We start from the raw sequence: 22,322 nt of genomic DNA on the forward strand, positions 1-22,322 counted from the left end.
CGCCTGACTGGAGATATTGGATAACGGATGGGGGATGGGGGTTATTTGTGCAAGGGATCAACTCGTGCTCTAGAAAAATCCAAAATCTCAAATCCAAAATCCAAAATCTCAAATCGAATTACCCACCGCCGTCTGCAAGAGAAATTCATTTTATGCCTTGGTCTCGTATCCTGAGTGGAATAGTTGCGATCGTCCTTGCTTTGGGAATGATTATTTTGGGCGGATGGTACTTCACCGTCGGCTTTGGGGTCATCGTCTACCTAGGGCAATTGGAATATTTTCAATTAGCCAGGGCTAAAGGCATTGCACCCGCTGCCAAAACTACCTTAGCAGTCAGTCAAGGCCTGTTAATTACTGCTGCCCTAGCACCGCAACTCGTAGACGCCATGTTCCCCCTAGCGGGAACCTTAATCTGTTTCTACCTGTTATTCCAACCTAAATTATCGACGATTGCCGATATTGCCTCCTCAGTTTTAGGATTGTTCTACGGCGGTTATTTGCCCAGCTATTGGGTACGGCTGCGAGTCGGCCTCGACCCAGCCAATCTTGCTACAACCCAACTTTCGCAAGCAGTAGCAAGCAATTTGCCGGTTAACATTTACCCGTCCCCGTCTTGGACAAATTCCAGCCACATATCTTTAGGATTGACTTCGCTGCTGCTGGCTTTCTTCTGCATCTGGGCCGCTGACATTGGGGCTTATTTTGTCGGCAAATTCTTCGGCCGCACTAGCCTGTCCCACATCAGCCCCAAAAAAACAGTTGAAGGTGCCGTGTTTGGAGTTTGCGGCAGCATCGCCGTGGCAGCCGCTGGGTCTTGGTATTTACACTGGCCGGGGTGGCCGTATACTGGGGCTGCTTTTGGTCTGTTGATTGGGGTTGCTAGCCTGTTGGGAGATTTAACTGAGTCGATGATGAAGCGAGACGCCGGCGTTAAGGATTCGGGGCAGTTGATCCCCGGTCACGGCGGCATTCTCGATCGCACCGACAGTTATGTTTTTACCGCACCCTTAGTCTACTATTTTGTGACTTTATTTTTGCCCGCGATCGACTCTTTTTTAATTAATCGGTAATTGGAAATTGGGAATTGGGAATTGGGCATGGGGAATTGGGCATGGGAAATTGGGCATGGGGTATGTATTCCCAGGCTATACCGAAGAACCTGGTTAAAGCCAACTGTCAACAGTCAACTAACTAAGGCAAAACTCTAATTCCTCCCCGACACACAATCTCCCCCTGACTCAAAATCAATTCTTCAATCTCAACTTCCGGCCCAAAATCAATTTTAAAACCATTGAAATCACTGCTCTTTAATTCTCCATCCATTTCGATTTCTGGTGATTCAAACATCAATTCGCGACCGCTGGCTATCCGCAAACCCGTCCGCAATACCAAGGGAATTTGCCTACCCCCAGCGCGCAAAATTGCAGCCGAAAGCGTCAACAAACCCGCCTTAATTGCAATCTGCGAATTTTGCAACTTCAGCGACTGTTCCCTATCTGTCAGTGGCAGCATTGGCAGCAAAAATTCGCTTAAAGCATCAGCCAGCAAAGGCGCTTTCAGCGACGCATTCAAATCCGCTTGGCTAAGCCTCAAAACGCCTGCCACGGGAACGGATTCCAGGAGGCGCAGGGGTTGGCCTTTGAGAGCTTGACCGAGGTTGATGCGAATGCCGCAGCCCTCTATGGCAACTTCAGTTAGGTGTAGTCCTTTATACACAGCACCGCGAGCGGCAGCCGTGACTTTGGGGATCGCACCGCTGAAGATTTGTCGATCGCTCCCCTCAATTTTCACCTTCAACTCGTCCACCTGCTGAACTTGCGATCGCAGCCACAACTGCACAGCCGGAGACAGCACTGCGCTCGCGATCCGGCTGCCTGGGCTCGCCGAAGGTCTCCCGGGTTCCTCGCCGAGATTAACAGTCCCACCACAGCCACCAGCGGTATCTCTATTGTCAAATTGAAGAGAGTTTCGATCAACAGTCATAAACAATTTCAGAATATAAACCTTAATATTCAAGCACATAAATTTAACTAGAACTTGCACATCCAGCCTCAAAAACCCGGTTTCTGCACAAATATACGGCTATCAACCTCTGATTTTCGTGAGAAACCGGGTTGATGAACACAAGTCCGATTAACTCCAAAATCAAGCATCAATCTGGCATCAGCAACGCCAGAAGCAGAAAAATTCTCAGCTTTCTCCCCTTGGGATATTGGGGTAGTTCACGAGTTGTGCGATCCCGATGAAAAATTCGCGATCTAGCGTATAAATTTAACCAGGAGTACGGGATTTATGGTAGTGTTGGTTTATGGTCGGGTCAGACCCAAACCTTTCAAACCAGCCGCAAACCAACGGTGCAAACCTGTGCCTGCCGCGAGTCTTTTCGTCGTAGTTTTTGCACAGCATTCAGGGTAATGCCATCAGGACAATCTGCACCGGGCACAAGGACAATCTGCACTCTTGCCGGGCGTCCTGTAATAATTGGTCAGCATTATAATTTATTCCCAACCAGGAATTGAGCATTGCTAGTACGGTTAATCAATTAACCGTGTCGTGTTTCCTCCCCACCGTTCGCTCGTTGGGGATTTCCACACTCCCGTCATGTCTGATGAAAGGCTGCAAAAAATCCTCGCCCAGTGGGGCATTGCCTCTCGCCGTCTTGCAGAACAGATGATTGTAGCTGGACGAGTCCGAGTTAATGGCAATATTGTTCGCTTAGGAGAAAAAGCGAATCCCGATCGCGATCTCATCCAAGTCGATGGAATCCCGGTGAAACCAACGGATCGACCCGCAAAGGTCTATCTGTTGCTCAACAAACCGGCAGGCGTAGTTTCTACTTGCAGCGATCCAAGGGCCCGATCAAAAGTTCTCGACTTGCTGCCACCCCAACTGCGCTCCGGTCAAGGCATCCACCCCGTAGGACGCTTAGATGCAGATTCCACCGGCGCCCTCTTGCTCACCAATGATGGTAAGCTGACATTTTGTTTGACCCATCCGCGTCACTCGATCGCCAAAACTTATCAGGTTTGGGTGAGCGGCGATCCCCCGGAACCCATACTACAAACGTGGCGTCAGGGCATCATCTTGTCCGGCAGAAAAACTTTGCCCGCGAAAGTTAAAGTTCTCGATCGCGCGCGAGACCAAACTCTGTTAGAAGTCATTCTATCAGAAGGCAGAAACCGACAGATTCGGCGAACGGCCGAACAGTTGGGATATCCCGTGGTGCGCCTGCACCGCACAGCCATCGGCCCGATTCAATTGCAGCGGCCCGGTTCGCCAATATTGCCACCCGGCTGCTGCCGACCCCTAGAAGATGCGGAAATTATTTATTTATGGAATCTAGTCAACCTAACATCAATAAGCGTGCCAGTAAATTCCCAGGAGCACAGCATATGACAAAGAATTTATTGTTTTTATTCTTCAAAACCACTAAGCAGAAACTGCACTCCCAAGAGCCAGAAACAGCTCAAAAGAAGCTAGCGGAAATAGGAACTCAACTCCGCCAGTACCGCGAACAGCAGTCGATTTGTTTGGACAAAGTAGCCGTGGTAACAATGATTCGGCGGAATCTACTGCAAGCCATCGAGGACGGTCAACTAGACCAACTTCCCGAACCCGTCTACACTCAGGGTTTGATCAAGCGCTACGCTGAAGCAATGGGTTTGGACGGAACTCAGTTTGCCGACTTTTTCCCGATCGAACCGCCACCCCGATCGAGAACCAAGCTATCCTGGCAAGATGGGCCTCAGTTGCGGCCGATGCACCTCTACCTGTTTTACACATTTCTAATTATCTGTTCGGTCAATGTCTTATCTCAGTTGATGAGCGGTTCTGTTACCGCAAAAAACGGTGCCGGAGCCGAAGAACTAGCACTTGGGCAGCAAGAAAAAGCTCGTTTAGCTGCTGAGGCATCAAGAGCCTCACAAAATCAGAAACCGGATAGTTACGAGACTGTCGAAGCAGTAAGAACCGGTCAAAATTTAAATAAATCTGGCCATAAACCAGTAATGGTTAGCGTCACTTTTAAAGCAGAATCGTGGATGCAGGTTGAAGTCGACGGTAAAACAGAGTTTGAGGGAACTTTGCCGACCGGAACCGTTCGCACTTGGGAGGCTCAAAAGCAATTAGTAGTGGTAGCAGGTAACGCCGGCGGGGTAATGGTTGCTCTTAATAACGGACAAGCCGAACCACTCGGAGCTCCTGGAGTCGCCAAAGAAGTTGTTTTTAAAGCAAACGAACTCAAGCCTTCAGCACCGCCCAAGAATGAAGGTTGAGTGTTAATTGGTAATTGTTAATGGGTAATAGGTAATAGCGGGCAGTCCACAGAGTTTAATTAGAATGTCGGGAGCATCTCTTTTTTGGAAAAACACTTCTTCTGGCTCCTTCCTTCTTCCTCAAAACTCCAATTTTGGGCTGGGCTTCTTTCATTGAGATGCTCCCACAATGTCCGTCTTGATGCACTCATTACCAATTACCAATTACCAATTCTATCAAACCCGGTTGCATCGGAATAGTCAACTCCAGTCAACAGTCAAGAATCACGGATGGTGCAAGCGTAATTGATATCATTCATCTGCGTTAATCTGTGTTTATCTGCCCTCATCTGCGGTTAAAAAAAGAGAATTTCTGAACCGCAGATGACAACGGATTGACGCTGATTTACGCAGATCAAGAGTATAGAGATAGGAATAATTCCGATGTTAACAGATTTCATATTACCCATTAACAATTACAAATTACCCACTACCAATTACAAATTACCCCTTACCCCCCATCAATGTTTATTAGGAGCGCGGCCGGAGATGTAAGTCATGGTTTTGAGCCGATCGCGCACTTCCCAATTCAAAGCTTCGGGTCGATACCGCCAGCCCCAATTTCCCTCTGGTTTCCCCGGAAAATTCATCCGCGCGTCAGTATCTAAACCCAACAAATCTTGAAAGGGAACAATTGCCAAATTAGCAATAGAAATCCAGCCCATGCGGATTAAAGACCAGTGAATGCCTTGGGGATCGATGCAGCCCAAATAACGTAAAACCTCATCTCTTTCGTAGTGTTGCAGTTGATTGAACCAGCCGACAGTCGTGTCGTTGTCGTGGGTGCCCGTGTAAACTACGCAGTTGCGATCGTAGTTGAAAGGCAAAAAAGGATCGCCCGGGCCCGCGCCGAAAGCAAACTGCAAAATCTTCATTCCTGGAAACTCGTATCGATCGCGCAAAGCTTCCACTTCTGGAGTAATTACCCCTAAATCTTCAGCGATAATCGGCAAGTTGCCAAACTTCTCGTTAATTAGATCCAACAAAGCTGTTCCCGGCGCTTTAATCCACTCTCCCTCGATCGCAGTTTCTTGTCCGCGCTTCACCGCCCAGTAAGCCTCAAATCCTCGAAAGTGGTCGATCCGAGTCACGTCTACATAAGCGAAAATCGCTTCAAAACGCTCAACCCACCACTCGAAATTATTTGCTTGCAACTTCTCCCAATTGTATACGGGGTTGCCCCACAATTGACCTGTATTGCTGAAGTAATCTGGGGGAACTCCTGCCATTAAAGCTGCTTCTCCGGTGGCTTCATCCAAGCAGAATATTTCTGGATGAGACCACACATCCGCGCTGTCGTGAGCTACATAAATCGGAATGTCGCCAATAATTTTAATGTCCCGCAGGTTAGCATAGCGTTTCAACTCCGTCCATTGGCGAAAAAACTCAAACTGAACGTATTTGTAGTAATAAATCTCAGCATTTAGCTGCTGACGCCACTTCTCTACTGACTCTGGTTTTCGACGGGCAATTTCTGGTTCCCAATTGTTCCAGCTAACACCGCCAAAGTGATCTTTTAGTGCCATAAATAAGGCGTAATCTTCCAGCCAATTCTCTTTGCTTTGGCAAAAACCTGAGAATTCTTTTTGCTGGATCGGAGATGCTTTGGCTTTGAAGTTTTCGCAAGCTTTTTTGAGCAAAGGCACTTTCAGCGCGATCGCCCGATCAAAGTCTACATAATCCAGCGGAAATTCTGGCAAATTAGCGAAGTCTTCATCTGCAAGCAGTTGCTGATCTCGCAGCAGTTCTGGGTTAATCAGCAGCGGATTTCCCGCCATTGCTGAATAGCACGAATAAGGAGAATTGCCGTATCCTGTCGGGCCCAGTGGCAATAGCTGCCAGTATTGCTGATCACTCTCTACTAAAAAGTCAATAAAGCGATATGCTTCTATTCCCATGTCCCCAATGCCAAATCGACTGGGAAAGGATGTGGGGTGGAGTAGAATGCCGCTTGATCGGGGAAAAAGCATAATCTATCTAAAGATATAGGAATTTAACATTGACAATTTGACCTATCTTCCCTACTAATTAAACTTCGTAGTTTTGAGGGAGATTCTCAGGGCAAATTCTTTTGTGATTGTCTCATATTTTCTGCGATAACGTGCTTACCAAATATTTTTATAACACTCTACTCACAAGTCCTGAGTAGAAAGGAAAACATCACAATCTGAAGTTATGCGATCGCCCTGCTTTCACAGCTAGGTTTTTTTACCCAGGCTCGTTTGCTGCAACAAAGTATTTTGCTTGAGCGTACCCGGTTTCTGCTTAATCTTTAAATATACTTTTCTTTTGTTTTCGCCCCCTCTCTCTGCAGTCGTAAATTGCCCGCCAACAATCAGCCATCACTTAAGCAGAGCCAATGCACAAATTAGCCGGCTGTTTTGTATCTCAAAAAACAGCCGGCTGCGAAATTACTGGTGATAATGCTTAGTTCACGCTTGCTTGTTCAACAATTTCTGCACTTGTTTGAGAGCTATAGCGCCGACGTTGTAAGCAGCCCAGCCGCCCGCCAACAATACGGGCATCAATACTATTAGTATGCGGAAGTCAAAATCCATGAGTTCTCCTCCTAAAGTTTTTTAACAAATTCTCATAATCTATTTGTATCTCATTTTGTCGCCATTCTCCTGACTCTTTAACCAAATATTCGGGATACACAGGAGGACATCGCTCCGCAAGAATTGAGAGCGAAAGCGAAACTCCTAGGCGGACGATCGGCATTCGCTGCACTAATTATCCCACAATCTGTTTGGCAATCCCTTCCACCACCTTAGTTAGAGGGTCGTTAGGGAAGTGCAGCGCAAACACCCCCTTGCTGGCGAGCAGCATCATCTTGTCGCTGTGGGGCAGTACCCCTGCCACTGGGATTTTGTAAATACTCTCTACTTGCTGCTTCAAATCCTCGAAATCCAGCGATTCTGGGGCTTTATTAATCGTCATCAAAATCTTGGGAACTTCTAATTTGCGGGCCACATCTACCGTGACAGCCGTTCCCTGAAAATCTTGCTGATCCGGACGCAGAATCAGCAGCAGGATGTCGGAAATGGTGATGCTGAGGAGGGTTTCTTCGTTGAGCCCCGGGTGCGTGTCTATAAATAGGTAGTCTAAGTTCAAAACCTCAATCAGTTCTTGAAAGCCGTCGGTAAGCAGTCCCACATCGTAGCCTTCCCGCAAAACTCGCGCTATCTCCCCTGCTTTAATGCTCGAAGGAATCAGGTAGAGGCTGCCGTTACTGGCTAATTTTGGCAGTAGCGAACTCACATTGTAGGCCGTATCCGCGATCGGACACCGGCCCCACAGGTAATCGTTCAGGCAGCGATCCATGTTGCTCTCGCTGAAACCGAACAGCACATGAATCCCTGGTGATTGAATGTCTGTGTCCACAATGGCGACCCGATTTCCGCTGCGAGCGATAATAGATGCCAGGTTTGCTGTCGTGTTCGATTTGCCAGTTCCGCCCCGGTAAGAGTGGACAGAGATGATTTTGGACATGATCTGCGTAGGAGGGTAAGAAACGGGGAGAACTCATTATGATGCAATTTTCGATGCATTCTAGTTCTCTGTCATTCTTCCTTGCCCCCCAAATCCTCCTTATCTGTTAAACTATCAATTTTTTCATCTTTTATCATCTTTTGGGCGCCCCTGCGCTGCCGCATCTGTTTGGCTTTGGTTTGCAAATCGCTGAACTCGTCATCATGTTTAGTTTCGGCTGAACTAGCACCACAACGGGTATCGTTCGGGACACCCGTTGGAGAACCGCTTTCCGATTCAGTCACGGTGGCGCGCTGCTTCTGGTGTTTGGATTTTTCCTGCAACTGAGCTAGGTATTCGTCTTTCTGACTTTCGACCTTGGGAATATCTGGGGTAATGGCAATTATTTCTTGAGGTTCGGAAGGTGCTTTTTCACAGGTTTCTTGTTTGCTAATCCTCAGTTTATCTTTCTTTTGCTGCAATTCTTTAAAGAAATCAGATTCTGTGATTTCTGCGACTTGCTGTTCTTTTTTGGCTTGGTCTATTTCGATTTTGAAGACTTGTTTAACTCGATCGCTAATTGCTTTCCCGTATCCGGCTTTATTAAATCTTTCTGCTGATACAATGCTACCGCCAGTTAAGATTAATGCCAAGGCTGGCGCTGCCACAGGCACCCACCCTCCCAACAGAAAAATCCCAAAGCTAATCGCGCAACACCCGGACAGCACTGCTCCGAATGTCACCGTCAACTTCGCTGGGTGAGCCATCCGCGATGCCAACGTTCCTCCGACAATTGACCATGCCGAAATCCACAGGATTTCTGCCCATTCCGGCCAAAACCACAACATCGGTCTGTTGTCTAAAACGGCACTCAAAATTTGGCTGACTACTTGTGCGTGTGCCACGATACCAGGCATGAATTGGTTGCTTTGCTGTCGCCCACTGTAAGGAGTATAAAAGAAATCTTTAACGGTTTCTGTGGTGTAACCGATGAGCACTATTTTATCTTTAACTAAATTCGGGTCAACTTTCCCTTCTAAAACATCGGTGATTCTGACTTGGTTTGCGACTTGCTGCTTGGAACGATAGTTAATTAATATTTGATATCCCCTGACATCGGCATTTTTGTATCCTCCGTCATTGCTCGCTAGTTGTTTTAATTGGGTTTTTCCCAGCCATAAAGATTGATCGGGTGCAAGTTGGGGAGAGATTTTTTGCCCTTGCAGGTAGCGGAGTGCTAGCTGGAGGTTGAAGGAATATAAAACTTGAGAATCGTCATTGCAAAGATGTTTTTGGGCCGAGGAGTTGCCCTCAATTGTCGGTGGTTTCATAAATAATAAAGCCCTGCGGAGTATGCCACCCGGATCGACTCCGAAATCTGCAAATCCCACCCGGTTTTCTGGCAGCCCCGGCGCAGGCGGAGAACCTGGATTGTCGGGGTTCCCGTCGGTGACTAAACATACCCCGATAATGCGATCGCTTTTTTGTAAAATTTTAGTTAATTCCTCGCGCCCGTCTCCTAATGGTACGTCTCGCAGTACATCTAAACCGATGACTGCCGGCTGCATTTTGTCGAGTTTTTGTAAGATTTCAGCTATTTTGCGATCGGATATTGGCCACTCTTTCAGTTTCTGAATGTCTGCTTCGGTAATCCCGACAACTAGCAAACGCGAGTCTGGCTGTTCATCGGGACGCCACCTCACCATTTGGTCGTAAGCGCTTAATTCTACTGGTTCGAGTATTCCTAGCTGTCTGGCCCCCATCAAGGATAATGTTACTGCCGCGCTGGCAAGTAATACAGACTTAGCCAATGCTAGTGATGGTTTATACATTTGACTCAATTGAGCCACTGTCGATCGAATGTTGTTAGATATTTTATTCATTATCCCAGCATAAAAGTTTGACTCGTTTCTGGAACAGCAGTTGTTTCACATTTTCCGCCTGCTGGAGGCTTCCTCCATCTTAGAACACTCGGAAACTGCGACCACTTTGTTACAAAATTTTACAGTACATAGCGAGCAACTGTATCCAATGATACTGGCAGCCTAGGCAACCTGATTTTTCCGACAGAGAATCCCCTTGCCGCTCGAATTAATAAATGTTATTGATGATATGTCAAGGTATAAATTGTGTATCTGCGCCCTCGACTAGCAGCTCAAAAATATTTGTTGCCATCAGCCAATGCCTGTGTTTGGAATTATAGTGAAAGGTACAACAAAATGAAACGTTTTCTACATCGGGCTACACTTGCGGTCGCCGTATCTGCGATCGCAGCTACCGTACCCAGTTCACTTACACCGATGCGCGCACAATCTCAGCCGCTTCTACTGAGTCAAAATGTTAATTTCAAGCCTCCCGACGTAACAGCCCCGGCCGGCCGACAAGGAGGGACACATCGTGGCAACAAGCTTTGTCCAGCGGGTTTATCTATTACTCCTTTAGTGCCTCCAACTAATATCGGTTTAACCTTAACAGATTCTCCCACAATTTTTGTCTATATTCCTAACACCACGCCCGAAATAGAGTTTACTTTGCTCAACGAAAAGGAGGACAAAGTGGTCTACGAAAAAACCTTTAAACTAGACAAATCAGGGATTGTTGGAGTTAGTATTCCGGCTACCGTCGACAACAACAAATCCCTTGAAGTTGGCAAGCGATACGTATGGTCATTTTCGATGGTTTGCGACCCCGAAGACCGATCGGCGGATTTAGTTGTTAAAGGGTTCGTGCAGCGAATTGAACCGCAGGCAACTCTCAAGAGCGATTTGGCAAATCCCGACCCGATGACTAGGCTCAACGTTTATGCTCAAAATGGGATTTGGTACGAAACTCTCGCTACTTTAGCCCAAATGCGGCGTCAAACACCGGGGGATGTGAAGCTGACGGCCAAGTGGACGCAATTATTGCAGTCCCAAGGACTCGAATCTGTTGCAGCTCAACCACTGGTTGCGCCTCTTTAAATCTCGCTATTTCTAGAAATTTTGTCGGTCTGCCGATGGCGATGTGAAAATTGACCCATTTAGTTGATCGCGCCCGGGGCTAAAACTCCGGGTTAACATTTAGAGATACGCTCTATAAATATTTCTACAAGTTGGTGAAAAAATGAAACGTTTTATACATTTTACTGCACTGGCGATGACTGTATTGGCGATCGCCGTTACTCTCCCCAGTTTGCTGACACCGATGCAGGCTGTGCCTGCACCCATTGTGCTGAGTCAGAATGTTAATTTTACACCTCCCGATGTAACAGCCCCCGACAATCGGCAAGGGGGAACGCATCGAGGCTGTAAGTTACGGGATGGTTTATTCATTACTCCCTTAATACCTGAAAGCAATATTGGCTTAACCATAACAGAGTCGCCAACATTTTTTGTATATGTTTCTCAACCGGCGGCTCAAGTAGAGTTTATTTTGCTAAACGCAGATGAATCCGAAGTAGTCTACGAAACTACTTTAAAAAATGACAAAGCCGGAATTGTTGGAGTTAGCCTTTCTGAGAAAGACAAGACAAAAAATATTGAGGTTGGTAAACGATATGTGTGGTCGTTTGCACTAGCCTGCGATCCTCTGGAGCGTTCGGGAGATTATATTGTTAAAGGATGGATGCAGCGAATTGAACCCCAGGCAAATCTCAAGAACGATTTGGCAAATCCTGACCCTATGGCTAAGGTGATTGCTTATGCTAAAAATGGGATTTGGTACGAGACTCTTGCGACTCTAGCCGAAATGCGGCGCCGCGCACCCGATGATTCGCGGCTGACGGCCGAGTGGACGCAATTGTTGCAGTCCCAAGGACTCGAATCGATTGCCACTCAGCCGCTAGTTCAGTCTTTTGAATAACGACTCTTGACCTATCACTGCTGAGTGTTTGCATAGTCAATTCTTCAATTCTTAAATCCAGTGACCGAAAGCAGCCAGGGTATAAGTCTCCGTTTTTATCCTAGAACAGCCCAAACCTAGTATCCGATAACAAGGCCAGGTATTCCTCAGTGAGATCGCTTTCTTCAATTCTTCAATTCAAAATCCAAAATCTAAAATCGATTGATGGCTAATAACTTTCCGACAATTCTAGCGCTTGATTTTGACGGTGTGATTTGTGACGGACTAATCGAGTATTTCCAAACCGCTTGGCGTGCCTACTGTCAAATCTGGAAACCAGTCGAAACAGTGCCAGATCCAGATTTAGCTTTGAGTTTTTACCGAGTGCGGCCCGCCATCGAAACCGGTTGGGAAATGCCACTGCTGATCCGCGCGCTGCTGACAGGAATTTCCCCAGAGCAAATTTTGCTAGAGTGGCCCAATATAGTACCGCATTTATTGACCGAAAATAATTTAAAAGCGCAGTCTGTCGGTGCTATGTTAGACGGATTGCGCGATAATTGGATTGCTGAGGATTTAGCTGGGTGGCTGTCTTTGCACCGCTTTTATCCAGGGGTTGCGGATCGCTTGCACTCGTTGCAGGAGAGTTCGGTGAAAGTGGCGATCGTCACTACAAAGGAAGGTCGTTTTGTGCGAGAACTTTTGCAGCTAGCAGGGGTACAAATGCCGGCAGAGTTGATTTTTGGTAAGGAATACAACAAACCTAAACACCAAATTTTGCGGGAATTTTTGGCGGCGTCTGGCAAAGATGCGACTATTTGGTTTGTGGAAGACAGGTTAAAGACTTTGCTGTCGGTGAAGCAGCAGCCGGATTTATCTCAGGTGAGGTTATTTTTGGCTGATTGGGGCTACAATACTTTGCCCGAACGGGAATCTGTGGCTCAAAATCCACCAGTTCAATTGCTTTCTCTGTCCCAGTTTGCCGGAGATTTTTCAGATTGGCTGCCGATCGACTGTTGATGTTAGATTTGTTTACAGTAGTGATTTTTTTTCGCTTTTCAGAGTCAAAAAAAATCACAAAATTTTACATTTTTTTTGTTGACTTTTGCGGTCTAGACATGGTATTTTAGTATAATGGGATGGTGGCAAAAATAATATTTTTGCCACCATCCCATTATAAAATAAATATAACAGAAATCCCTCATAAAAGCAAGGCGATAAACAAAAAAAATGTTTTTTTTATAGACTATTGCAGGTACTCTTGACATCAAAAACCGGGTTTTTTTACTATTTATGCGGGCTGGTACGAAGTATTTTAGTTGCTCAAACCGCGTGGATGACAAAAAACCAAGCTTCGGAACCAAAAAATTGAAAAGTGTTTTGATAATTTCTCAGCTTGAAAGCTTTCTAATATTGAGACTTAAAACCCATGCTCGATTTAACTAAAGCAGCCAAGGCAATGCAGGGAATGAGCCAACATTTGAATGTGGAAGCTCAGGCCGCTCGCCAGCGTTTGGAAGTGGCTCAGAATTTGCTGGTAAAAGCTGCTGCGGAACAGGAAAAATTGGTGGAATTGCAAGAGAATTGGCGCGATCGCACTTTATTCAATGCTGCCACGCCGATCGAGCCCTTAGACGATCGCACCTACATCACCGCACCCCCCGCCGCCCACACAGTCTTTGCCACAGACGGATCGCAAATTTCCCCCAACCATCACGAAATAGCCTACTGCTACCTGCTAAACGTCGGCACAGTCATGCTGCACTACGGACAAAGCCGCCACCCAGTTTTAGACAGCGTACCCGAGGTTTTCTACAAACCCGAAGACTTGTACGGTTCCCGTCAGTGGGGAATTAGAACCGAAGAATGGATGGGATATCGGCGCGCAGTTTCCGAAGCAATTGCCTTAGCAGAAATGGGCTGCAATTGGGCAAAAGTTAACGACAATAAATTGCCCGCGCCAGCTTTAGCAATGGTAGACGGTTCCCTGATTTATTGGTTTTTGGAACAGTTACCCACCGACGCGCGCGATCAAATTTTGCTACCAATTTTAGAAGCTTGGGACAAGTTGCGTTTAGCAGGAATTCCGCTGTTAGGATACTTAAGCGCTTCTCGCAGCAGCGAAAGCTTATCTTTTTTACGATTTGAAGCTTGCACCCACGAAGTACCAGACTGCATGACAAATTGCCCGAACGTCGGATTTGCCGCCACAATTTCTTTCGCCGAAAAAGCACCTTGTCAAGAATTTGAACCTTTGCGAGATGCCATATTGTGGGCAACAATCCTGTCACCGGGACAAAGAAGCCCTTTATGGAAGTCCCAAGCTCGAATTTTAGATTTGTACGGCGTTAATTCCGTCTATTTCTGTTACGTTCACGTTGGCACAGAAATTGCTAGAATAGAAGTGCCGGAATGGGTAGCACAAGATACAGCACAGCTAGATTTAGCATTAGGAATGATGCTGGCTCAAGTACACAAAGGCGGTGGCTATCCGGTGACGCTAGCAGAAGCTCATAATCAAGCGGTAGTCACGGGGGGCGATCGAAGTCGCTTTTTCGCTTTGTTAGAGCAGCAAATGATTAAAGCTGGCTTAAAAAATGTGGGAATTTCTTATAAGGAAACACGGAAACGTGGCAGTATTGCTTAAAGTAATAAGTAGAGTCTTGGAGGCAGAAACCGGGTTTTTTACGAAAATACTGAAATTGAGCCTTTAACACAGATAAAAAACCAGGTTTCTTTGGTTTTGATACGTAATTTATGTAGAGTTAAAAATGTTATATGCCAATAGAACTAATTATCTTAATTGCTTCGTTACTTGTATCTTGGTTAGTGTTTAATTGGGCTTTTAAAGTATTGAAAGCCAGCATCGGGACAGCGATTGGTTTAGCAGCAATTGTGCTGACGATGCAGTTATTGTTTGGCATCGGCCCCAATCAGTTGTTTCAACATATAATTCACCTGCCCGAAACCTTGGGGAAAATGATTTCGGGCAAGTGAGCCGATTGTAGATTTTAGATTTTAGATACCCGACTTTTTCCAGAAGCCGGGTATCAGGGGATTCCGAGAATTTTCCCTCTTCCTTCTTCCTTCTTCCTTCTTCCTTCTTCCTTCACATATTAACTTCCCAGCATTTGCAGCTTGTACAAACTGGCATACAAACCTTCTAGCTGCAACAACTCTTCGTGGCTGCCAGACTCTACTAACTGCCCGCGTTTGAGCACTAAAATACGATCGACATTTCGGATAGTCGAGAGCCTGTGGGCAATAATTATCGCCGTTCTGTCCGCCATCAAACGCTCTAGAGCTTCTTGAATTAAAGCTTCCGTCCCCACATCCAAACTAGCAGTTGCCTCGTCTAGAACTAAGATACTGGGATTGCGGATGGCCGCGCGAGCAAACGCTAATAATTGCTTTTGTCCCCCCGAAAGATTGGTTCCCCGTTCCCGCAATTCTGTGTCATAACCTTGAGGCAACTGTTCGATTAAACGGGCAACATTTGTCTTTTCTGCTGCTGCTTGGATTTCCTCAATCGAGTAACTTTCTCCCAGGCTGATATTGCTCTTCACGTCACCAGCAAATAGAAAGCCATCTTGGATAATTACGCCTATGTGCCTGCGTAACTCTGCTTGAGGCAAATCCCGAATATCCACATGATTAACCAGAATCCGTCCTCGGCTAGGCTCGTAAAGGCGGCACAGGAGACGGATAATCGAACTTTTGCCTGCACCGGTGGGGCCAACTAATGCTACTTTTTCGCCGGATTTGATGGTGAAATTGAGGTTTTGCAGGACATATTCGTCTTCTTTGTAAGCAAACCACACGTTGTCAAATTGGATTTCTCCCGATTCTGAATTCTGCGATTTAGCATTTTCTCCCCCTCGAAGCTTGGGGGGGTTGGCGGGGGGTGATGGGGGATTTTTGGGCAATAAACGATATTCTGAACTTGGTGGATTTTGAGGATTATCTGCCAATTCGCGATCGAACGGAGACAAGTTGTAAGCAGTCGCCTCTGGGTGTCCAGTTATCAACAACGGTGAATAACCTGCCCTTCTTCCTTCTTCCCTCTTCCCTCTTCCTTCTTCCCTCTTCCCTCTTCCTTCTTCCTTCTTCCCGCTAGTTGGATCTTTAATTTCGATCGGTTCGTTGAGAATATCGCTAATCCGTTCGACGGCGGTAAATCCTGCTTGAATGGCGGTAAATTTCTCCGCAAATTGCCGCAGCGGATCGAAGAGACGCTGAGCAAATAAAATGAATGCAGAGAGAGTACCAAAGTTAAGATTACCGGCTAAAACCCTTTGACCACCCATCCACAAAACCGCTGCAATCGCTACTAAAGCAATCCATTCTAAAGTCGCAGATACTGCTGAGTCGTAAAATATAGTTTTGTCAACTGCTTTAATGTAGCGTTTATTCGTGACGCGAAACAATTGTGAATTGAACCTTTCGCGGCGGAATAGCTGCACTACGCCAATACCAGTCAAGTTTTCTTGCAATTGGGCGTTGAGTTCGGAAAGTTCTTCTCTGGTATTGTAATTGGCTATGCGATATTGGTACTGGAAATAAATTATGACCGCGGTAATTGGTATCATCATCAGCACCAACATTAAAGCTAGTTGCCACTGCATGGTAAACATGAAAATGGCAATTACTAAAATTGAAAATAGATCGCTGACAATGCCGATCGCCCCTGAAGAGAAAACCTCTCCCAAAGCTTCTACATCGCTGGTGAGGCGAGTCATCAATTTACCGACAGGAGTGCGATCGAAAAATCTCACTGCTAGCGATGTGACGTGGGCGAACAAATCATTTCTAATATCTGTAGTAATTATTTGCCCTACTTTCGTGACTAAATAGCCTTGAAGTGATTGCAGTGCTAATCTAAGTGTTATAGTTAGCATCAGCAAAATAGCCAAAATATTCAATGCAGCAGATAGCGACAATCCTCGCAAGAATTCGTAGGTAGGTTCCGAGCGAATTACCGAAATTGCCTGTCCGATGAGAATGGGTTGAATTGCTCCTGAGACTGCTAGCGGTACTAATAGTGCGATCGAAATAATCAGCAAGCGTTTGCTGCGGGTTGCATAAGATGCCAACCTCAGAAATAACCGCCAGTCTGTTTCCTGGCCGGATTTGTTTTTGGTGTCTGCTACTGGTGAGGAAATAGTCATCCGATTTTAGATTTTAGATTTTAGATTTTAGATTGCAAAAGCTATTATGCTGCTAAATTCGGCGGCTTTTGCTGAGGATATCGAGCGTTTTTTTCGCTGCGCGGCTTGTAGGGCGCGCGGCGAGATCGGTTCGATCAGCTTTTAGCAAAAAAGCTGTACAATATATCCAACTAATAATTGTAGCAAATAGAGTCAGTCAAATTAGCAAATCTTCTACATAGCCAGCAAATTATCGAACCAGACAGCGCTCAGTCGCCCATATTTATTACAATTGCGGATACCCGCTACTTGCCACTTTATGCCTTTAGACATAGAGTTGGCCACGGGTTTTATTTGCTGGATCAAATGCTAGGTTTTCCAAAGGCAGTTCACTGCATTGAAGAGATTGATTTTACATTTCACCGTCGTCCCCAAGAAAGTGTATTAGACTTTTTGGTTAAAAGTTATGCAAGAAATAGAGACAGCCCGATTGTATCTGAGACAATTTACGCCAGACGACTTAGAGGAGCTGTACCGTATTTACAGTGATGCAGAAATAATGAAATACTTGAGAGGAGTTAAAACTAGAGAAGAAACAGAAAGCGCCATTCATAACATGGTCCAACGTTGGGCAGAAAACAATTTCGGAATGTGGGCTTTAGTACATAAAATAGACCGTAAAATGATTGGCCGCTGCGGACTGGCTTTTCTGGATCAGACACCGGAAGTTGAGCTGGGCTATGCGCTAGACAAAGTTTATTGGAATCAAGGATTGGTTACAGAAGCATCTTTTGCTAGTCTTAACTATGGATTTCAAATATTAAAGTTGGAGAGAATAGTTGCGATCGCCCGACCCGAAAATATCGCCTCGCAGCGGGTGATACAGAAAGTTGGCATGAAATATGAAAAAAATGCTCGCTATTACGAAACTGATGTACTATATTACTCTATCTCGCGAGAAACCTACGAGTCATTCGATTTTAGATCTTAGATTTTGGATTTTGGATTGACCCCACGGATCAATTCGGGGGCTTGAGGATTTTAGATTTTGGATTGATTCCACGGATAAATCACGTGGCGGGTACTATGAAGAAATTCTCGGTCAAAAGTAGTTTTGTAAGGCGTGCATTGCACACCTTACTGCATTTAAATTACTCGCATCGCCAATTGGCATTATTGTCGGCTGACAACTAGGAAGTTTTTTGCAATTGCTTGTTAACTTTTTGAATTTTCTTAGCAAAATACTCTTGTCTGTGTCCCAATCTTTTAGCCACGTCCAACCCTTTTTGATAGGATTCCAAAGCCTTATCGTAAGCCTTCATCTCTTGATAAACTTGACCGATATTGTCATAAGTGTTCATCAATCCGTAGAAATTGTAAGCCCGCTCTTCTAACAGCAACTGCATTTGATAAATCCGCAAAGTCGGCTCCCACTGCTTTTGCGATCGATAAAGCAATGCTAATTTATCCAAAGCTTCGCTAGCCTGGGCATACTGTTGAATGGGGACGGCTAAATTGTATGCTTCCTGATAGTATTGAGCTGCTAAATTGATTTGACCTATGCTTTGGTAATCGCTGGCGATCGCAATTTTGAGCGGTGGTATAGCGCTGGGATTTTGCAGGTTGACATACACTGATGCTAGTTTTTCCCTGGCTGCGATCGCCTTTAAGGGTTGTTTCGACTGTTGGTAAACATAAGCTAACTGTCTGAGAGTATCTACCTCAGTTGGAGGAGTTACAGGCTGTGGTGGCGCGCCGTTTCCCGCAACAACAGCAGAAGTTGGCACAGCAGAATTAGCAGCAAATAAATCGCGGTTTTCCTGAATTAAAGTTGCCAATTCCTCATACACAGGAGCCGCTTTATCGTAACTCAACCAATTGATGTGAATAAGCCCGATCGCCTTCAAAATCTGACCTTGAGCCAATATATCTTCGTTTTGGCGCGCATTTTCGAGAATTTCTTGGTAAACTTCTACAGTCGGGCCTTTAGCGCGCACCTGCTGAAAAGCAGCAGCGAAGGCGGGGAGCAACTCAGTATTAAGTGGTACTTGGGATTTGACTTCTTTTTGAATTGCTTGCAACCGTTTGGTAATAAGCTGTAGTTCGAGGTTTTTACCGTTACTCCAAGCAACACTTCCCACCCGACTCAAAGCAGCAATTTCCGCCGCAGGCCCGAGATACCTACGCAGCCGCAATTCTCGGAACCAAATTTCAAAAGCACCAGCGCCGTCTCCAGCTTCCAGTTTAGCCGCTGCTTCTAAGTTTAACTGCTCCAAAGCCGCTGTCAGTTCGTCCCGCTGAGTGCTGCTCAAAGATTCGTTAGCGGGAGCTAGGGGATCGGGTGTGGTAATTTCTAGAGGATTAGGAGAAAATTGATCGAGGCCTGGTGGATTAGTTTGGGCGCTAGCAATAGAACCAGCACACAGCCACAAGAAAAGCAAGCACCCAATTGGCACAGAACTTCTCATTCTTAAAATTTGGTTGCCACGATTCGGCATCTCTTCTGGAAACATCAAGTTTTGCATATCTACAAAACGGTATAAATTATGTCACAAAGATGGCACAAAAGCAAACTGTTCAACAAGAGCAACAAAATAAAAACTACCGCACTGAGCAATTATGAGGATTTAAAGACGTTGGGCGATCCTCTTCGAGGGCTTCGCCAACGTATTTTACGCTTATTTAGTCTAGTCCTAATTCTGTTAACTGTTTGCACAGCTTGCGCCCCCCCTCCCGCAGTTGCAAAGGACCGTTCTTTTCCAGAAATGTCTCTAGAATTTTTGGGCGAGTACCAATTGCCAAAAATCAATTTTGAAGGAGTACCAGTCGGCGGTTTGTCAGGAATTACCTACGACCCCAAAGGTATTAGCGCAGTCAATTCCAAAGCTTATCGCTTTTACGCTCTTTCCGACGACCCCAGCGAAAACGGAGAAGCGAGATTTTACAGTCTCAGACTCGACCTCACATCAAGCGATCCAGCAAATATTCGCCTGAAAAAAGTTACCGTTGAAGGCGTTACATCTCTCAAAAAAGCAGACGGTGAAACCTTCTCTTGGGGTTCCATCAATCCCGAAGGCATCGCCCTTTCTCCTCGCAACTCAGTATTTGTCGCCAGCGAAGGCGTTACTCATGTTGGCATCCCTCCTTTTCTCGGTGAATTTGACCTCAAAACAGGGCAAATGCGGGGAAAATTGCCGATACCAAAGCGCTATATTCCAGATGCCAGCGATGAAAAACAGCAGCAAGGAGTGGTGGACAATTTAGGTTTTGAATCTTTAACCATCGACCCAGAAACCTTTAGTTCTGGCGGTCTAGATCCGTTTCGTTTGTTTGCAGCTACGGAAGCGCCGTTAATGCAAGATTTAGACCCGGAACAGGAAAATAAACTCCGTCTTTTACATTATGTCATCGTCGATAAAACGCCGCAATTAGTATCGGAAAATCTTTACAAGTTAGACCAAGTTCCTATGACAGTTTTGAACGGTTTAACAGAATTAGTAACTGTCGGTGGCGGTCAGATTCTGAGTTTAGAACGTTCTTTTGGGCTGTCGGGATACGGCGCTAGGATTTATCAAGTAGCGGTTGGGGCGGCTACAGATACTTCGAGAATCCAGAGTTTTAAAGGGCGAGTGGCAGTCGAATCTGTTAAAAAAAAGTTGCTGCTCGACTTAAGCCAACTCGGAATTCCGCTGTACAATTTAGAGGGGATGACCCTCGGCCCGCGCTTGCCCGATGGCAGCCAGAGTCTAGTTTTGGTCAGCGATGACAATTTTGATGAAGCGCAGAAAACTCAGTTTATCTTGTTGAGTTTGAAGGGCAAAGGTTAAGTTAGAAGGGCGGGCTAGAAGCCCACCCCACCCCACAAGAAGATTTATTCTTTGTGAAACAGGGATATTGCCTGTTTATGAAAACAGTAGAAGAAAATTAACTCTTTGTGGAACAGGCATCTTGGCTGTTCATAAAAAACTTAAATCACATTTCTCTAACTATAAAACCCCCCAATTATGCCAATGCGTAAAACTTTGCATCTGCCAGGAATGGAATTTTCATACCTAGAATGGAAGCCAGAAACAGGTAAAAAAGTTCCGCGTTTGCTGTTGTTACATGGTTTAGCAGATAGTGCGTGTGTCTGGACTAGCTTGGGCAATTATTTCTCCAACCGCTATCATATTGTAGCGCCAGATATGCGCGGTCACGGAGAGAGTAGCAAACCGAAAACCGACTATACTTTTGAAAGTGCGATCGCAGATTTAGAAGCTTTGATGGCACATCTCAACTGGCCTGACGCCCACATTTTAGGCCATTCTTGGACGGGCAAACTAGCAGCGATTTGGGCGAGGCAAAATCCCGATCGCTTTTGCAGTATGATTTTAGTAGACCCCATCTTCATCACCAAAATGCCCGCCGCGATGAAACTCACCCTGCCAATTGTTTACCGAAAATTAGACTGTCTCAAATGTGTGGGCCCGTTTGCGACTTTAGCCCAAGCAGAAGCAGCAGCAAAACAATCGGGAGAATACGCAGATTGGAGTGACGTGCAGCAAATGGTATTCCAACACCAAATCGAACAAAAATCGGACGGAACTTGGGGCAGTAAATTTGCGATTGCAGCCAGAAATCCGATATTTGCAGAAGTGATGAAAGTTGCGGGTTTAACTGAAAATATTGAGATACCGACTTTGTTTGTACAGCCGGAAAAAGGCGTAAATCGCATGGCTTGGCAAATGCAGCCATACAAGAGATACTTGAAAAATCTTACCGTTGCAAAAGTACCTGGGAATCACTGGTCTTTTTTGACTCAACCGGAAACTTTTAATCAAACTGTGGCAGATTTTTTAGAGGGCACAAGACAGTGAATTTAGAAATTATCGCACATCGGGGATTTTCGGCGATCGCCCCGGAGAATACTTTAGCAGCTTTTGAACTGGCGATCGCCAGCGGAGCTCATTCGATCGAATTTGACATCCAGCTATCCGCCGACAACGTACCAGTGATTTTTCACGACGCCACATTAGATAGAATCACTGGAGTTTCTGGCAAAGTTAGGGAAACAACCCTGTCTCAATTGCAAACACTTAATGCAGGAAAATGGTTTAGCGAGGAATTTTCACAAGAAAAAATTCCTACTTTAAAAGAATCATTAACCATACTCAAAAAGGTTGACAAATTTCTTTACTTTGATGTCAAACCTCACTGCGAGTGGTCTGACGCAGATGTCGCGGATTTTGTCAATACTTTGAAGGGCGAAGAAATCCAACACAAATGCGTTATTACCTCCTTTAACGATGGATTTCTGGAACAAGTGCGGCGGCTATCTGGCGATTTGGCGATCGGACACATTGTTGCTAATCTAGAAGCGTACAAAACTCAATTAGCTCAAGCTGTGGCCTATCAGGATAATTTGATTAGCAGCCAGTATCGCGTTTTGCTGGAAAACCCCGCACTAATTCCAGAAAGCCGGAGTCAGGGAGTTGACATTGTGGCATGGACGGTGGACGATCGAGCGGATATGCAAAAGTTAGTTGATTTGGGTATAACGCGGATAGTCACTAATTGTTTGATATGATATTTT

The 22,322-nt window shown here is 45.7% G+C and carries 20 protein-coding genes; 12 read left to right on the forward strand and 8 right to left on the reverse strand.

Features of this window, described 5'->3' with window-relative positions:
* The first annotated feature begins 152 nt into the window (after positions 1–152).
* Entirely contained in the window at positions 153–1,070 is a 918-nt protein-coding gene (locus QUA10_RS03505; protein ID WP_333081128.1) for a phosphatidate cytidylyltransferase, read from the forward strand.
* Between the two features lie 121 nt (positions 1,071–1,191).
* On the opposite strand, the gene QUA10_RS03510 is transcribed toward QUA10_RS03505, so the two are convergent.
* On the reverse strand, positions 1,192–1,983 hold the full coding sequence (locus tag QUA10_RS03510; RefSeq protein ID WP_333081127.1) for a DUF2993 domain-containing protein: 792 nt from the start codon (positions 1,981–1,983) through the stop codon (positions 1,192–1,194).
* 349 nt (positions 1,984–2,332) lie between these two features.
* Positions 2,333–2,458 carry a hypothetical protein gene (locus tag QUA10_RS03515; protein ID WP_333086170.1) on the reverse strand — a complete coding sequence of 42 codons (126 nt, stop codon included), beginning with the start codon at positions 2,456–2,458 and terminating at the stop codon, positions 2,333–2,335.
* Positions 2,459–2,601: 143 nt separating this feature from the next.
* Between QUA10_RS03515 and QUA10_RS03520 the strand changes: the two genes are divergently transcribed.
* Both QUA10_RS03520 and QUA10_RS03525 read left to right on the forward strand, forming a co-directional pair.
* Positions 2,602–3,396 carry a pseudouridine synthase gene (locus QUA10_RS03520; RefSeq protein WP_333081126.1) on the forward strand — a complete coding sequence of 265 codons (795 nt, stop codon included), beginning with the start codon at positions 2,602–2,604 and terminating at the stop codon, positions 3,394–3,396.
* The gene (locus tag QUA10_RS03525) at positions 3,393–4,274 is read left to right on the forward strand and encodes a RodZ domain-containing protein (protein ID WP_333081125.1); all 882 of its coding nucleotides are present in this window, start codon (positions 3,393–3,395) and stop codon (positions 4,272–4,274) included. Before QUA10_RS03520 ends, QUA10_RS03525 begins: the two co-directional genes overlap by 4 nt.
* Before the next feature lie 500 nt (positions 4,275–4,774).
* Here the strand turns inward: QUA10_RS03525 and malQ are convergent, their stop codons facing one another.
* From malQ to QUA10_RS03545, 4 genes are all read right to left on the reverse strand, one after another.
* Positions 4,775–6,283: a 4-alpha-glucanotransferase gene (gene malQ, locus QUA10_RS03530; RefSeq protein WP_333081124.1), complete on the reverse strand. Its 1,509-nt coding sequence runs from the start codon at positions 6,281–6,283 to the stop codon at positions 4,775–4,777.
* 462 nt (positions 6,284–6,745) lie between these two features.
* The gene (locus QUA10_RS03535; RefSeq protein WP_333053037.1) at positions 6,746–6,871 is read right to left on the reverse strand and encodes a photosystem II protein Y; all 126 of its coding nucleotides are present in this window, start codon (positions 6,869–6,871) and stop codon (positions 6,746–6,748) included.
* Positions 6,872–7,046: 175 nt separating this feature from the next.
* Complete coding sequence (locus QUA10_RS03540) at positions 7,047–7,805, reverse strand: MinD/ParA family protein (protein WP_333081123.1); 759 nt, start codon at positions 7,803–7,805, stop codon at positions 7,047–7,049.
* 71 nt (positions 7,806–7,876) lie between these two features.
* Positions 7,877–9,667, reverse strand: a complete 1,791-nt coding sequence (locus tag QUA10_RS03545) for a CHASE2 domain-containing protein (protein ID WP_333081121.1) — start codon at positions 9,665–9,667, stop codon at positions 7,877–7,879.
* A gap of 336 nt (positions 9,668–10,003) precedes the next feature.
* On the opposite strand from QUA10_RS03545, the gene QUA10_RS03550 reads away from it, so the two are divergent.
* The 5 genes from QUA10_RS03550 (at position 10,004) to QUA10_RS03570 (ending at position 14,600) form a co-directional block, all read left to right on the forward strand.
* Complete coding sequence (locus QUA10_RS03550) at positions 10,004–10,744, forward strand: DUF928 domain-containing protein (protein WP_333081120.1); 741 nt, start codon at positions 10,004–10,006, stop codon at positions 10,742–10,744.
* Positions 10,745–10,886: 142 nt separating this feature from the next.
* The gene (locus QUA10_RS03555) at positions 10,887–11,624 is read left to right on the forward strand and encodes a DUF928 domain-containing protein (protein WP_333081119.1); all 738 of its coding nucleotides are present in this window, start codon (positions 10,887–10,889) and stop codon (positions 11,622–11,624) included.
* 204 nt (positions 11,625–11,828) lie between these two features.
* The gene (locus tag QUA10_RS03560; RefSeq protein ID WP_333081118.1) at positions 11,829–12,623 is read left to right on the forward strand and encodes an HAD family hydrolase; all 795 of its coding nucleotides are present in this window, start codon (positions 11,829–11,831) and stop codon (positions 12,621–12,623) included.
* A 409-nt stretch (positions 12,624–13,032) separates the two neighbouring features.
* Positions 13,033–14,250: a DNA double-strand break repair nuclease NurA gene (locus tag QUA10_RS03565; protein ID WP_333081117.1), complete on the forward strand. Its 1,218-nt coding sequence runs from the start codon at positions 13,033–13,035 to the stop codon at positions 14,248–14,250.
* Positions 14,251–14,381: 131 nt separating this feature from the next.
* Entirely contained in the window at positions 14,382–14,600 is a 219-nt protein-coding gene (locus tag QUA10_RS03570; protein WP_006633087.1) for a hypothetical protein, read from the forward strand.
* Positions 14,601–14,719: 119 nt separating this feature from the next.
* Here QUA10_RS03570 and QUA10_RS03575 read toward each other — a convergent pair whose 3' ends face one another.
* Entirely contained in the window at positions 14,720–16,771 is a 2,052-nt protein-coding gene (locus QUA10_RS03575; protein ID WP_333081116.1) for an ABC transporter ATP-binding protein, read from the reverse strand.
* Between the two features lie 445 nt (positions 16,772–17,216).
* On the opposite strand from QUA10_RS03575, the gene QUA10_RS03580 reads away from it, so the two are divergent.
* Positions 17,217–17,741 carry a GNAT family N-acetyltransferase gene (locus tag QUA10_RS03580; protein ID WP_333081115.1) on the forward strand — a complete coding sequence of 175 codons (525 nt, stop codon included), beginning with the start codon at positions 17,217–17,219 and terminating at the stop codon, positions 17,739–17,741.
* Positions 17,742–17,940: 199 nt separating this feature from the next.
* On the opposite strand, the gene QUA10_RS03585 is transcribed toward QUA10_RS03580, so the two are convergent.
* The gene (locus tag QUA10_RS03585; protein WP_333086171.1) at positions 17,941–19,275 is read right to left on the reverse strand and encodes a tetratricopeptide repeat protein; all 1,335 of its coding nucleotides are present in this window, start codon (positions 19,273–19,275) and stop codon (positions 17,941–17,943) included.
* Positions 19,276–19,515: 240 nt separating this feature from the next.
* Between QUA10_RS03585 and QUA10_RS03590 the strand changes: the two genes are divergently transcribed.
* From QUA10_RS03590 to QUA10_RS03600, 3 genes are all read left to right on the forward strand, one after another.
* Complete coding sequence (locus tag QUA10_RS03590) at positions 19,516–20,577, forward strand: esterase-like activity of phytase family protein (RefSeq protein ID WP_333081113.1); 1,062 nt, start codon at positions 19,516–19,518, stop codon at positions 20,575–20,577.
* A gap of 177 nt (positions 20,578–20,754) precedes the next feature.
* On the forward strand, positions 20,755–21,606 hold the full coding sequence (locus QUA10_RS03595) for an alpha/beta hydrolase (protein ID WP_333081111.1): 852 nt from the start codon (positions 20,755–20,757) through the stop codon (positions 21,604–21,606).
* Positions 21,603–22,316, forward strand: coding sequence for a glycerophosphodiester phosphodiesterase family protein (locus QUA10_RS03600; protein ID WP_333081110.1), 714 nt, complete (start codon positions 21,603–21,605; stop codon positions 22,314–22,316). The genes QUA10_RS03595 and QUA10_RS03600 overlap by 4 nt, the downstream gene beginning before the upstream one ends.
* Positions 22,317–22,322: the final 6 nt, after the last annotated feature.

Source organism: Microcoleus sp. Pol8_D6, from assembly GCF_036700965.1.
Taxonomy (GTDB): domain Bacteria; phylum Cyanobacteriota; class Cyanobacteriia; order Cyanobacteriales; family Microcoleaceae; genus Microcoleus.